Source organism: Streptomyces sp. NBC_00344, assembly GCF_036088315.1.
GTDB lineage: Bacteria > Actinomycetota > Actinomycetes > Streptomycetales > Streptomycetaceae > Streptomyces.
On the sequence record NZ_CP107996.1, the window covers coordinates 2,681,442 to 2,694,818 of the forward strand.

Consider the following 13,377-nt stretch of genomic DNA (forward strand, 5'->3'; position numbering starts at 1 on the left):
TCCTACTGGTCGTCGGGCTGGTCGTCCAGGTCCTCATGGACATACACGCGGTCCACCCGCGCACCGATACGGGTGACGATCTCGTAGGCGATGGTGTCCGCGGCCACCGCCCAGTCCTCGGCGGTCGGCTCGCCCCGGTCGCCCGGGCCGAACAGCACGGCCTGCGCTCCCGGTGCCGGCTCGTCCCCGCCCAGGTCCACCACGAACTGGTCCATCGCCACCCGGCCGGCCACCCGCCGCCACGCGCCGTCGACCAGCACTGGACCTCTACCCGAAGCGTGGCGGGGAATGCCGTCCGCATATCCGAGCGGGACCAGACCCAGGGTGGTCTCGGCAGAAGTGACGTAGTTGTGCCCGTAACTGACGCCGTGCCCGGCGGGGACATGCTTGACCAGACTCAGGCCGGCGCTGAGCGTCATCACCGGACGCAGTCCGAAGTCGGCGGCGCTGCCGACCTGCGGGACCGGCGAGATGCCGTAGAGCGCGACCCCGGTGCGCACCAGGTCGTACTGCGCGTCGGGCAGGGTCAGCACGGCGGGCGAGTTGGCGATGTGGCGGACCTCCGGCTGGATCCCCGCCTTCTCCGCATAGTCGATGGCCTCGTCGAAACGGGCCGTCTGGGCGGCGATCGAGGGGTGACCGGGCTCGTCGGCGCACGCGTAGTGCGACCAGAGTCCGGTGACCTTCACCAGGCCCCCGGCCTCCGCCGCGAGCGCCGCGCCGATCAGCTCCGGCCAGTCGGCGGGCTGGCAGCCGCCGCGCCCCAGACCGGTGTCGGCCTTCAGCTGGACCCGGGCGGTGCGGCCGCTCTGCTGTGCGGCGGCGCACACCTCGTCCAGCGCCCAGATGGCGCTCACCGACACATCGATATCGGCTTCGATGGCCGCACGCCACGGCCCGCCCGGTGTCCACAGCCAGCACAGCAGCCGGGCCCCGATGCCCGCGGCGCGCAGCGCGAGGGCTTCCTGCGGGGTGGCGGTGCCGAGCCAGTCCGCCCCGGCCCGCAGCGCGGCCCTGGCGCAGGGCAGCATGCCGTGCCCGTACGCGTCCGCCTTGACCACGGCCATCAGCCGGGCCCGGGGCGCGCGGGCGCGCAGAGCGTGAACATTGGCGCGCAGAGCCGCCAGATCGATCTCGGCGCGCGCTCGCATGGGTGTTTCAGTCATCGCGGCCCAGTCTCTCAGAGCGGTGACAGCGGGAACGCACGGCGGATCACCGGCAGATGTCCCGCCAGGCCCCGGCGACGTGTTCCGCGACATCCTGCGCCACCACGGCGGCCCCGCCGGACGCGCGGCGCGCCGCGAGCCCGTGCAGATACGCCGCCACGGAACCGGCGTCCCTCGCCTCCAGGCCCGCGGCGAGCAAGGAGCCCGCGAGACCCGACAGCACATCGCCGCTGCCCGCCGTCGCCAGCCACGGGGTGCCGGTGGGATTCACCCGGACCGGTACGTCGCCCGACGGCGATGCGACCAGCGTGGTCGAGCCCTTGAGCAGCACCGTCGCCCCGTACCGGGTGGCGAGACCGCGTGCCGCCGACAGCCGTCCGCCCTCGACCTCCTCCCGCGAGATGTCGAGCAGCGCCGCCGCCTCACCCGCGTGCGGGGTGAGCAGCGTGGGCGCCGACCTGGCCCGTACCGCCTCCGCGTCCAGCAGTCGCAGGCCGTCGGCGTCCACCAGCACCGGTACATCGGTCGCCAGTACGTCGTCGACCGCCGACGCGTCGTCGCCGATACCCGGCCCGACCACCCAGGCCTGCACCCGCCCGGCCTTGGAGGGCGGACCTGCGTGCACCAGGGTCTCCGGGAAGCGGGCGATCACCGCGTCCGCGGCCGGCCCGGTGTAGCGCACGGCGCCCGCCCCGCCGTGCAGGGCGCCCGCCACCGCGAGGACCGCGGCTCCTGGGTAACGCGCCGACCCCGCCGCGATACCGACCACGCCCCGCCGGTACTTGTCGCTCTCCGCCGAGGGCCTGGGCAGCAGCGCGGCCACGTCCGCGTACTGCAGCGCCTCGAGTTCCGGTACGACAGGCAGGTCGAGCCCGATGTCGACCAGCCGCACCGCGCCGGCGTACTCGGCGGCCGGGTCGATGAGCAGCCCCGGCTTGTAAGCGCCGAAGGTGACCGTGGCATCGGCCCGTACGGCCTCGCCCACGACCTCGCCGGTGTCGGCCGACACCCCGCTCGGCAGATCGACGGCGACCACCGGCACCGCGTCCGACACCGCCCAGAGCGCGGCTTCCGCGTCCGGGCGCAGCCCGCCGCGACCACCGATGCCGGTGATGCCGTCGACCACCAGATCGGCCCGGACGATCACCGAGGTGTCGTCGACCCGCCCGCCGGCCGCGAGCAGCGCCCGCAGTCCGGCTTCGTGCGCCCGGTCGGGGTCGAGCAGCACCGCGCTCACCCCGGCCCCGCGCCGCGCGAGTCTCGCCCCGGCAAAGAGGGCGTCTCCCCCATTGGCCCCGCTGCCGATGAGCAGCACGACCCTGGCGCCGTACACCCGGCCCAGCAGATCCGCGCAGGCAGCGGCGAGCCCGGCGGCGGCCCGCTGCATCAGTGCGCCGTCCGGCAGCCGCGCCATCAGTTCACGCTCGGCGGTCCTCACGGTTTCCACGCTGTAAGCAGTACGCATGCCTCAACCCTCCGCGATCACGACGGCCGAGGCCACTCCCGCGTCATGACTGAGCGAGACATGCCATGACCGCACCCCGAGTTCGGCGGCGCGCGCCGCCACCGTGCCGCTTACCCGCAGCAAGGGCCGGCCGCTCTCCTCCACGTACACCTCGGCGTCCGTCCAGCGCAGGCCGCCGGGCGCGCCGAGAGCCTTGGCCAGCGCCTCCTTGGCCGCGAACCGAGCGGCGAGCGAGGAGATGCCCCGGCGTTCACCGTCGGGGAGTATCAACTCGGACGGCAGGAACAGCCGTTCGGCCAGTTGCGGAGTCCGTTCCAGGGCCGCGTCGAACCGGTCGATCTCGGCGACATCGATGCCCACTCCGACAATCACTCGACCGTCACCGACTTGGCGAGGTTGCGCGGCTGGTCTACGTCGTTGCCGCGGGCGGTCGCCAGTTCGCAGGCGAAGACCTGCAAGGGCACCGTGGCCACCAGCGGTTGCAGCAGGGTGGGCGTGGCCGGAATCCTGATCAGATGGTCCGCGTACGGCACCACGGCCTCGTCCCCCTCCTCCGCGACGACGATGGTCCGCGCCCCACGGGCCCGGATCTCCTGGATGTTCGACACGATCTTGCCGTGCAGCAGCGACCGTCCGTTCGGTGACGGCACGACGACGACCACCGGCAGATCATCCTCGATCAGCGCGATCGGGCCGTGCTTGAGTTCACCCGCCGCGAAGCCCTCGGCGTGCATGTAGGCGAGCTCCTTGAGCTTGAGCGCGCCCTCCAGGGCCACCGGATAGCCGACGTGCCTGCCGAGGAAGAGCACGGTGTCCTTGTCCGCCAGAGACCGGGCCAACTCCCTTACCGGTTCCATGGTTTGGAGAACCCGGTCGACCTGGTGCGAGATGTCGGACAGCTCGCGGACCACGGTCCGGATCTCGTCGGCCCACTTCGTCCCGCGCACCTGCCCCAGATAGAGCGCGACCAGATAGCAGGCCACCAGCTGGGTCAGGAACGCCTTGGTCGAGGCGACCGCGACCTCGGGGCCCGCGTGCGTGTAGAGGACAGCGTCCGATTCCCGGGGGATGGTCGACCCGTTGGAGTTGCAGATGGCCAGCACCTTGGCGCCCTGTTCACGCGCATGGCGCAGCGCCATCAGGGTGTCCATGGTCTCGCCCGACTGGGAGATCGCGATCACCAGCGTCTGCTGGTCCAGGATCGGGTCCCGGTAGCGGAACTCGCTTGCCAGCTCGGTCTCGCAGGGCAGCCTGGTCCAGTGCTCGATGGCGTACTTGGCGATCATCCCCGCGTGGAACGCGGTCCCGCAGGCCACGATGATCACTTTGTTGATCTCCCGCAGCACGCCGGCGGGGATCCGCACCTCGTCCAGCGTCAGCAGCCCGCCTGCGTCGATCCGTCCGAGCAGCGTGTCGGCGACCGCCTTCGGCTGCTCGGCGATCTCCTTCAGCATGAAGTAGTCGTGGCCGCCCTTCTCCGCGGCGGACGCGTCCCAGTCCACGTGGTAGTGGCGGACCTCCGCCGGCGCCCCTTCGAAGTCGGTGACGAGCACCGAATCCCTGCGCAGCTCCACCACCTGATCCTGCCCCAGTTCGATGGCGGAGCGGGTGTGGGCGATGAAAGCGGACACGTCCGACGCGAGAAAGGCCTCGCCCTCCCCCACCCCGATCACCAGGGGCGAGTTCCGCCGCGCGCCGACCACCACACCCGGTTCGTCCGCGTGCACCGCGACCAGGGTGAACGCCCCCTCCAGACGCCGGCACACCTGCCTCATCGCCTCAGCCGGATCCCCGCACGAGGAGTAGGCCTCGGCCAGCAGGTGCGCCACGGTCTCGGTGTCCGTCTCGGACTCCAGCACATGGCCACGCCCGGTCAGTTCGTCGCGCAGCGCGGCGAAGTTCTCGATGATCCCGTTGTGGACGACGGAGACCCGGCCCGCGTTGTCGAGATGCGGGTGCGCATTGGCGTCGGTCGGCGCACCGTGGGTGGCCCACCGGGTGTGCCCGATCCCGGTGGTCCCGGCCGGCAGTGGCCGATCGGCCAGCTCCTTCTCCAGATTGACGAGTTTCCCGGCCTTTTTGGCGGACGCGAGCCCACCGTCCACGAGCACGGCCACCCCGGCCGAGTCGTAACCCCGGTACTCCAGCCGCTTCAGGCCCGCGACGACAACATCAAGCGCCGACTGCCCGCCGACGTACCCCACGATTCCGCACATGTCGGCAGCCTACGGCGGACCGGGCCGAACACCAGTCGGACGCCACACGCCTCCACCGGACCGTCGCATCGCCCGCCCGCGCCGGGCGGAGCCGACCGCCGGATCCGCAGGGCCACAGCGGGTCCTGCGCCCCGGGTGCCGCCTTGCCACTCCGGGCGGGCAGCGGGGAAGCACCTATGCTGGGAGGTAATCGCTGAAATATCCTCGATGCGCACACCGTGACGAAGGGTTCACCCGGGCAGCGGAGGCAATCACGCCGGCCGGCAGCCGCGGCCTCGCCGAACCCCTCGTGCTGACATGGAGTCCAGCATGACCACACCACGGGATCTGTTGATCATCGCCATGGACATGGAGTCAAGTCGCCCTGTCGAGCGAGGCGACCTCTCCCTCGCTCTCGCGGCCGCCGAGACCATCGATCTGCTCGGTGGCGACGACATCGCGCTGACCGAAGGCCGCATCGTTCCGGGCCTGGAGCGGGCCATGGCAGACCTCCTGCTGGACGAGGCCGTATCGTCACTCACCCGCACGGAACCGTACGAGTCGGTCGGCGACTGGCTGTGGCGCAGAGGGCGAGGCCTGTCCGAGACCTATCTGACCGCCTTGGAGGCGGAAGGCCTGCTCACCCGCAGACGGCGCCGGCACTGGCTGCTCGTGCGGGACGACGGGTTCGAACTGGTCGATTCGCCCGCCCGCCGGGTCGCTTCGAGCCGCTGGGCGGCGGATGAGCCCGTGCTGGCCGCACTCGGGGAGGCGGTGGGGATCCGTGACCAGCAGGCGGGAGAATCCCCGGGCACCGCAGGCGACGGGGTGGAGGCCGTGCTCGACGCCCTCAACGACGCGCTGAGTGAACTGTCGGCAGAACGTCAGCGCCGGGCCCGGAGGCGGCAGGACGCGGCGGCCGACAACGTCCAGCGAGGGTACTGAGAGCTGCCCGCTCCAGCCGAACCACCCCGGAACGGCATCTTCCGCCCCACCGCACGTGACCGACCCCACCCCCCACAGGCGCCCTCCAGCCACGACAATGACCACGTGATCCATTCACCGCCGCGATCCGCCCACCGCCGGTCCGAGCCGACTCCGTACGTCGATCTCACCCGCACCGAATGGAGCGCTCTTCGCGAGAAGACGCCGTTGCCGCTCACCGCGGAAGAGGTCGAGCGGCTGCGCGGGCTCGGCGATGTCATCGACCTCGACGAGGTACGGGACATCTATCTGCCGCTGTCACGGCTGCTCAATCTGTACGTGCAGGCATCGGACGGGCTGCGCGGCGCACTCAACACCTTCCTCGGTGACACCGGCAACGGCCACGGCACCCAGCACGGCACTCCGTTCGTCATAGGGGTCGCGGGAAGCGTCGCGGTGGGCAAGTCCACCGTGGCCCGGCTGCTGCGGGCGATGCTCGCCCGCTGGCCCGAACACCCGCGGGTGGAGCTGGTCACCACGGACGGGTTCCTCTATCCGATGGAGGAGCTCAAGCGCCGCGGTCTCGTGGCGCGCAAGGGATTCCCCGAGTCCTACGACCGTCGGGCGCTCACCCGGTTCGTCGCGGATGTGAAATCCGGGAAGGCCGAGGTGACCGCGCCGGTCTATTCGCACCTGATCTACGACAGGGTGCCGGGTGAGCGGCTGACCGTGCGCCGGCCGGACATTCTGATCGTCGAAGGGCTGAACGTCCTGCAGCCCACTCTGCCCGGCAGCGACGGACGCACCCGGGTGGGCCTGGCCGACTTCTTCGACTTCTCGGTGTATGTCGACGCGCGCGCCGACGACATCGAGGGCTGGTACCTCAACCGGTTCCGGAGGCTGCGCGAGACGGCGTTCCAGGACCCTTCCTCGTACTTCACCAAGTACACCCAGGTCTCCGAGGAGGAGGCACTGGACTACGCGCGCACGATGTGGCGGACCATCAACAAGCCCAACTTGGTGGAGAATGTGGCGCCGACGCGGAGCCGGGCCACCCTGGTCGTGCGCAAGGGTGCGGACCACAAGGTGCAGCGCATCTCCCTGCGCAAACTCTGACCACCCGGCCGGCACGCCGGACCGGCGCCGCGCGCGGCCCTTGGTGTGGTTCTGGAGCACGCCGTCCCGGCCGGCCGGCGTCCGTCCGCCGGGGCACCGGCAGCCGCGGCCGGGGCGCCCGTCCGGAGGCCGGTGAGCCGTCGCGTCAAGGTGGCCACGTCCGGACGTTGGGCCAGGCGTGGGGTATTGGCGGCATCAGGTTGACCGGATCACGACGACCGATCGGCTCACGCGGCGCGGAGACGTCGCAGGCCGTGCGGCCGGAGGCTGCTCCATGATGCCCGGCGAACGCCGCTGACGAGGCCCGACACGAGGCGAACAGCGATCCGAACCCTCTGCCCGCTACTGCTAGCGTTCACGCACTCACAACGGGTGACCGGAGCCCGTGTGTACAAAATGAAGGGCCAACGTTTCATGCGCAAGCTTCAGCAGGTGGCAGTCGTCACTCTCGCTCTCGGCAGCCTGTCCGCCCTCGGCGCCGGTGTCGGCTTCGCCGACGCTCCCGCCCCCGCCCCCCAGGGCCAGGCTGTCTCGCAGCCGGAGGTGGCGCCGCAGCAGCAGGCGCCGCAGACCTACCCGCAGCAGGCACCGCAGGCCGACCCGCAGCAGGCGCCGCAGCAGGCGCCGCAGGCCGACCCGCAGGCCGCGCCGCAGCAGATCCAGCAGAACGCCCCGCAGCAGGCACCGCAGGAGATGCAGCAGGCACCGCAGCAGGCGCCCCAGCAGGCCCCGCAGCAGATGCAGCAGGCGCCCCAGCAGGCCCCGCAGGACATGCAGCAGGCGCCCCAGCAGGCCCCGCAGGACATGCAGCAGGCGCCCCAGCAGGCCCCGCAGCAGATGCAGCAGGCACCGCAGCAGGCCCCGCAGGAGATGCAGCAGGCCGCCCAGCAGGCCCCGCAGCAGGCCCCGCAGCAGGCTCCGCAGCAGATGCAGCAGGCGCCCCAGCAGTTCCCGCAGCAGGCACCGCAGGTTGCCCCGCAGCAGGCCCCGCAGGTTGCCCCGCAGCAGGCCCCGCAGGTTGCCCCGCAGCAGGCCCCGCAGGCCGACCCGCAGCAGGCCCCCCAGCAGATCCAGCAGGCGCCGCAGCAGTTCCAGCAGGCTCCGCAGCAGACCCCGGAGGGCACTCAGATCGCCCCGCAGGTGGCGCCGCAGATCTCGCCCGACGTGGCGCCGGTCGCCAACGTTCCGCAGGCGCTCCCGCAGGCCGCTCCCCAGGCCGCCCCGCTGTCCGCTTCGGCGCCGCAGGAGCAGAACAACATCTTCCACCCCTACCAGGAGTGCAGCCCGCAGACCGTGGTGCAGGCCAACGTCCCGGTCGCCCTGTTCGGTGACGCCAAGACCCAGGGCGAGAACTGCACCCAGATCAACAACGCGTTCAAGGACTGATTCCGCACACCGCGGGTCATCGCCCGCGGGGGACTCACCGGACGTCAATGTCCGGAGGAGGGCCACCACCCTCCGAGGGGCCGCCGAACGGGTCATTTCCCGTGGCGCGCCCTCGCCCCCCGGGAGTTGCACAACCCTTGCCCTGTATGGCTGCGGCGGTTCCGCCCCGAGCGGAACCGCCGCAGCCATGCCCCCACCTCCCGCGCGCCGTTGAGCGCAATGGGACATTGCCCTTTAATCTCTCGTAACTGTAAGTACTCGGTTCGTCACGGACCGTCTTCCTCAACGCAATCGGAGATGAAATGCGCAAGTTCCAGAAGGCTGCCGTCGTGGTCGCCATGCTCGGCAGCGTTGGCTTCATGGGCGCCGGCACGGCCTTCGCGGGCGGCGGCGACATCGGCCTGCAGCAGGGCAACCAGTGCCGCTCGCACGACCTGAACGTCGACGTCCTCGGCGAGGTCGGCGTCCTCAACGGTCTCGCGGGCAACCTGCTCGGCGGCGAGGGCGACCCGGGCGCCCAGGCGACCAAGCAGGGCTCCTCGGTCTCCTGCAGCAACAGCGCCTTCGGCGGCTGACAGCACGACCAGCGACACACGCGGCGGGCCGCCCCTTCGGAGGCGGCCCGCCGTCCCCGCGCCAGGACCTCGGCCGGTCACACCTCCCGCCCCCGGCGCGCCCGCTGACGTACGTGACGGCCCGACGGGTCGTTCGCCTACCGCCCCTCCCCCTGTCGGGCCACAGTCCTGCCGGTCCGCAGAGCGCGTGAATCCAAGCGCTCGGCCGAATAGCCGTCCCTCATCTCTCCCTGCTCAGCGCGCCGTTGAGCGTCAGAGCGCATTTCGGGACTAACATCCGGTAACTGTAGGAACACGGTTCAAAATGGACCGTATCTCACTAGACAAACGGAGATGAAATGCGCAAGTTCCAGAAGGCCGCCGTCGTGGTCGCCATGCTCGGCAGCGTCGGCTTCATCGGTGCCGGCACCGCGTTCGCCGGCGACGGCGGCAGCATCGACGTGAAGCAGGCCAACGCGTGCCGCTCGCACGACCTGAACGTCGACGTCCTCGGCGAGGTCGGCATCCTCAACGGCGTCCTCGGCAACGCGCTGAACGGCGAGGGTGACGCGGGTGCCCAGTCGACGCACCAGGGTTCCTCGGTCTCCTGCAGCAACGGCGCCTTCGGCGGCTGACGGCACGACCATCGGTAGACGCGGCGGGCCGCCCCTTCGGGGGCGGCCCGCCGTCCGCCTGCCAGGCGTCCCCGCCGTCACACCCCGCACCCCCGGGCGCGGCCCGCCCGCTCAAGTGCCGTACGCCGAACGGGTCGTTCGCCAACCGGGCGCCGCCACCCCGTCCGACCACAATCCCGCCGCCCCGCACGGCGCGTGAAGCCGTGCGCTCGGCCGAATAGCCGCCCCCCATCTCTCCCTGCCCAGCGCGCCGTTGAGCGACGAAGAACATTCCGGCAGTAAGGTCCGGTAACTGTACGCAGTCGGTTCACAACGGACCGTATCGGGCTCAACAAACGGAGATGAAATGCGCAAGCTCCAGAAGGCCGCCGTCATGGTCGCCATGCTCGGCAGCATCGGCTTCATCGGTGCCGGCACCGCCTCCGCCCACGACGACGGCGACATCGGCGTGAAGCAGGCCAACCAGTGCCGCTCGCACGACCTGAACGTCGACATCCTCGGCGAGGTCGGCCTGCTCAACGGCCTGCTCGGCAACGCGCTCGGCGGCGAGGGCGCCCCCGGCGCCCAGTCGACGCACCAGGGCTCCTCGGTCAACTGCAGCAACACCGCCTTCGGCAAGTAACAGCCGGACAAGCGACTGAGGGCGGGCCCCGGTATCCGAGCCACACGGCCCCGGCGCCGGGGCCCGTTCCTTCTTGCCTCATCAGCACGGACGCGGAGCTGCGCACGGCGCACGTCTCCGGAAACCGATCGTAAGGATCCGCAGCACATGTTCAGTCGGAAGAAACTCGCAGCCGTCTCGTGGCTCGTGGGCGGCATCGCCATGACCTGCGCAGGCGCCTCCCAGGCCCACGCCGACGGGCCCCGCGAGTGCACGCGCGACGCCCAGGGCAACGTCACCTGCGTCCAGAAGAGCGAGACGTCCTACACCAGCAAGGACGGCACGTACCACGTCCAGCAAAGCCTCGACTGCACGTCGGAATCGGGGGAGCGTGGCCGGCAGCCCGTGACCGCGGTCGGCAACCCCGGGACGACCCGGACCGGTTCCGAAGTGAACTGCTCCAGCACCGCACCGGTGCCCAAGGACGTCAGCCTTCCCGGCTTCCCGCGCTGAGTCCGGCCGCCGGGCCGAGACCGGACAGACGGATGGCCGGACCCGTTCATCCCGGGTCCGGCCATCTGCCTGTCCGCGCGACGCCGGGGCGTCACAGGTGCGCCGGCGCCGCCTTGCTCATCCCGGCCGCAACAGGAACGGTGGACCGGCCCCCGGCGGTTCCCACCATCTCGACCGGATTGCAGTACGGCAGTCCGGCGAGCGGCCGGCCGGTGCAGAACCTGATGAGCAGGTCGGAGAACTCCTCCATCCGCTCCACCGGGACCAGATGGTCCGCCTCCTTGATGGTCGTGAAGGCCGCCGAGGGCAGCGAGGCGGCCACCTCCCGCCCCATCCCGGGCGTGCAGAGCGTGTCGTGCTCGCCGGTGCAGACCAGGGACGGCACAGCGGGCACCGGCTCGTCCCGGTACCAGTCGTGGCTCATCAGGCGCGCGTTGTGCTCCACCGACATCCTGATCTCGCTGTCCGACTGCGCCACGAACTGCCGGTAGAGCAGCCGGGAGACGACCTGATGCTTGCGGACCGTACCGGTGCCGGCCGGTGACATGAACCGCTCGACGAGTTCGGCGGCGATCCCGGCGCGGTCGCCGCACTCCAGCATCCGGGTCCAGCGCGGTACCGCGTCCGCGTAGTCGTCCGGGATGACCTTGGTCATCCCGACCAGACCGAGCCTGGCCAGATGTTCCGGGTAGTGCTGGGCGAAGCGCAGGGCGATCGCACCGCCGAAGCAGCTGCCGATGAGATTGACCCGTGGCATGGCCAACTCCGCCAGCATGTGACGGACGTTGGCGGCGAGGAAGTCGAGGCCGTGGCCGACGGGAAGAAAGTCCGCCGCACCGTAGCCGGGAAGATCAACAGTGACCGTGGTGCAGTACTCCGCCAGCCACTTCTCGTGCCGCAGCCACGCGTGACGGTTCTGCGAGGAACCGCCGAGCAACACCATGGGCTCGGACTGCGGACAGTCCTGGTGGACGATGCGGCAGTGGTACGCGAACCCCTCGAAGGTGAACGTCCGTTCCTCCACCCGCACATCGGCCGAAGGCCTCGGTCCGGAACCGGCAACTGCCGGCATGGTGTCCTGTGCGGTGCCGATGTCAGAGCGCATGGTGCCCCCCTGGGGAGTGGGAGAAGTGAGACAGAATGTCACCATCCTCCCTCCACACCCCGCTTCGGTCCGATTCGCCCTTGGTGGGCGTGTCGGCGAACCGTGCCGTGGGCATCACCGGCAGCGCCGTGGTCCGGCGGCCACCACAGGGTCCGGCAGGCCGCACGGCCCGCCCAACCGCCTTGCCCGTCAGGGGACTCGGCGGGCGGAGCAGCGCCCGCCCGCCGAACAGGTTCACCCCAGTGCGGACTTGACCACATCGGCCAGCCGGCCGGCCACCGATCTGGCCTGCTCGATGTCGGCGGCCTCCACCATGACCCGCACCAGCGGCTCAGTACCCGAGGGACGCAGCAGGACCCGGCCGGTGGAGCCGAGTTCATGCTCGGCCTCGGCAACGGCGCCGACCAGTTCGGGGGATGTGTCGACCCGCGACCTGTCCACGTCGGGCACATTGACGAGGACCTGGGGCAGCCGCTCCATGACAGCTGCCAGTTCGGCCAGGGTGCGGCCGGTGGCCACCACTCGGGCCGCCAGCATCAGACCGGTCAGCGTGCCGTCGCCGGTGGTCGCGTGGTCGAGGACGATCACGTGGCCGGACTGCTCGCCGCCCAGGGCGTAGCCGTGCTCCTTCATCGACTCCAGGACATAGCGGTCTCCGACCGCGGTCTGGATCAGCTCGATGCCTTCGCGCTCCATGGCGATCTTGAAGCCCAGGTTGGACATCACGGTGCCCACCACGGTGTTGCCCCGCAGCGTGCCCGCCTCGCGCATCGCGAGTGCCAGGACCGCGAGAATCTGGTCGCCGTCGACCTCCGCACCGGATGCGTCCACGGCGAGGCAGCGGTCGGCGTCACCGTCGTGCGCGATCCCGAAGTCGGCTCCGTGCTCGACCACCGCGGACTTGAGCAGATCCAGGTGGGTGGAACCGCAGCCGTCGTTGATGTTCAGCCCGTCCGGCTCGGCGCCGAGCGTGATGACCTCGGCCCCGGCCCGGGTGAACGCCTCGGGCGAGACCCGGGACGCGGCACCGTGCGCCTCGTCGAGGACGACCGTCAGACCGTCCAGCCGGTTGGGCAGTACGGCGATGAGGTGGGCGACGTACTGGTCGAAGCCCTGGTCGTAGCTGCGGACCCGGCCGACACCCGCCCCGGTCGGACGGTCCCACGGCTCACCGGTGCGGTGCTGGTCGTACACCGTCTCCACCCGGTCCTCCAGCTCGTCGGCGAGCTTGTGACCGCCGCGGGCGAAGAACTTGATTCCGTTGTCCGGCATGGCGTTGTGGCTGGCGGAGAGCATCACCCCGAAGTCGGCGCCCAGGGCGCCGGTGAGATACGCCACCGCGGGGGTGGGCAGCACACCGACGCGCAGGACGTCCACACCGGCGCTCGCGAGGCCGGCCACCACGGCGGCCTCCAGGAACTCACCCGATGCGCGCGGATCCCGCCCGACCACTGCCTTCGGCCGATGTCCCTCGAACGTTCCCGCTTCTGCGAGTACGTGCGCCGCCGCGACCGAGAGGCCGAGCGCGAGCTCGGCCGTCAGATCCACGTTGGCGACACCGCGCACGCCGTCCGTGCCGAAGAGTCGTCCCACTGCTGTCCTCCGAAAAAAGCTCCGAAAATGCAGGCCTCTGAGCGCTGTGATCGTCTTATCCCGTTATACGCGTCAGGTCCTGATAAACGAACGCCCCGACAGCACTGAAGGTGCCGCCGGGGCG

13 protein-coding genes are annotated in these 13,377 nt (G+C 70.8%); 7 read left to right on the plus strand and 6 right to left on the minus strand.

The features are described 5' to 3' along the window. Nucleotides 1-2: 2 nt before the first annotated feature. From alr to glmS, 4 genes are read right to left on the minus strand one after another with little or no spacing between them, the layout of a single operon-like run. On the minus strand, nt 3-1,166 hold the full coding sequence (gene alr / locus OHS16_RS12025; protein ID WP_328537192.1) for an alanine racemase: 1,164 nt from the start codon (nt 1,164-1,166) through the stop codon (nt 3-5). A gap of 46 nt (nt 1,167-1,212) precedes the next feature. Continuing rightward, nucleotides 1,213-2,631 (minus strand): NAD(P)H-hydrate dehydratase, encoded by a 1,419-nt coding sequence (locus tag OHS16_RS12030; protein WP_328537193.1) that lies wholly within the window; start codon nt 2,629-2,631, stop codon nt 1,213-1,215. A 3-nt stretch (nt 2,632-2,634) separates the two neighbouring features. After that, entirely contained in the window at nt 2,635-3,003 is a 369-nt protein-coding gene (locus OHS16_RS12035) for a holo-ACP synthase (protein ID WP_328537194.1), read from the minus strand. After that, a complete protein-coding gene (glmS, locus tag OHS16_RS12040) occupies nt 3,000-4,847 on the minus strand; it encodes a glutamine--fructose-6-phosphate transaminase (isomerizing) (RefSeq protein ID WP_328537195.1) in 1,848 nt (615 codons plus the stop codon). The genes OHS16_RS12035 and glmS overlap by 4 nt, the downstream gene beginning before the upstream one ends. A gap of 309 nt (nt 4,848-5,156) precedes the next feature. Here glmS and OHS16_RS12045 point away from each other — a divergent pair, with 309 nt between their 5' ends. From OHS16_RS12045 to OHS16_RS12075, 7 genes are all read left to right on the plus strand, one after another. Further along, nucleotides 5,157-5,771 carry a GOLPH3/VPS74 family protein gene (locus OHS16_RS12045; RefSeq protein WP_328537196.1) on the plus strand — a complete coding sequence of 205 codons (615 nt, stop codon included), beginning with the start codon at nt 5,157-5,159 and terminating at the stop codon, nt 5,769-5,771. 105 nt (nt 5,772-5,876) lie between these two features. Then, a complete protein-coding gene (gene coaA / locus OHS16_RS12050) occupies nt 5,877-6,866 on the plus strand; it encodes a type I pantothenate kinase (protein ID WP_328537197.1) in 990 nt (329 codons plus the stop codon). A gap of 414 nt (nt 6,867-7,280) precedes the next feature. Continuing rightward, nucleotides 7,281-8,252 carry a hypothetical protein gene (locus tag OHS16_RS12055; RefSeq protein ID WP_328537198.1) on the plus strand — a complete coding sequence of 324 codons (972 nt, stop codon included), beginning with the start codon at nt 7,281-7,283 and terminating at the stop codon, nt 8,250-8,252. 302 nt (nt 8,253-8,554) lie between these two features. Next, nucleotides 8,555-8,827, plus strand: a complete 273-nt coding sequence (locus OHS16_RS12060) for a hypothetical protein (RefSeq protein WP_328537199.1) — start codon at nt 8,555-8,557, stop codon at nt 8,825-8,827. A gap of 338 nt (nt 8,828-9,165) precedes the next feature. Further along, entirely contained in the window at nt 9,166-9,441 is a 276-nt protein-coding gene (locus OHS16_RS12065) for a hypothetical protein (RefSeq protein ID WP_328537200.1), read from the plus strand. A 346-nt stretch (nt 9,442-9,787) separates the two neighbouring features. Next, entirely contained in the window at nt 9,788-10,063 is a 276-nt protein-coding gene (locus tag OHS16_RS12070; RefSeq protein ID WP_328537201.1) for a hypothetical protein, read from the plus strand. A 147-nt stretch (nt 10,064-10,210) separates the two neighbouring features. Next, entirely contained in the window at nt 10,211-10,555 is a 345-nt protein-coding gene (locus OHS16_RS12075) for a hypothetical protein (protein WP_328537202.1), read from the plus strand. A 91-nt stretch (nt 10,556-10,646) separates the two neighbouring features. Here the strand turns inward: OHS16_RS12075 and OHS16_RS12080 are convergent, their stop codons facing one another. Both OHS16_RS12080 and glmM read right to left on the minus strand, forming a co-directional pair. Continuing rightward, a complete protein-coding gene (locus tag OHS16_RS12080) occupies nt 10,647-11,660 on the minus strand; it encodes an alpha/beta fold hydrolase (RefSeq protein ID WP_328537203.1) in 1,014 nt (337 codons plus the stop codon). Between the two features lie 234 nt (nt 11,661-11,894). After that, complete coding sequence (gene glmM, locus OHS16_RS12085) at nt 11,895-13,253, minus strand: phosphoglucosamine mutase (RefSeq protein WP_328537204.1); 1,359 nt, start codon at nt 13,251-13,253, stop codon at nt 11,895-11,897. Between the last annotated feature and the right edge of the window lie 124 nt (nt 13,254-13,377).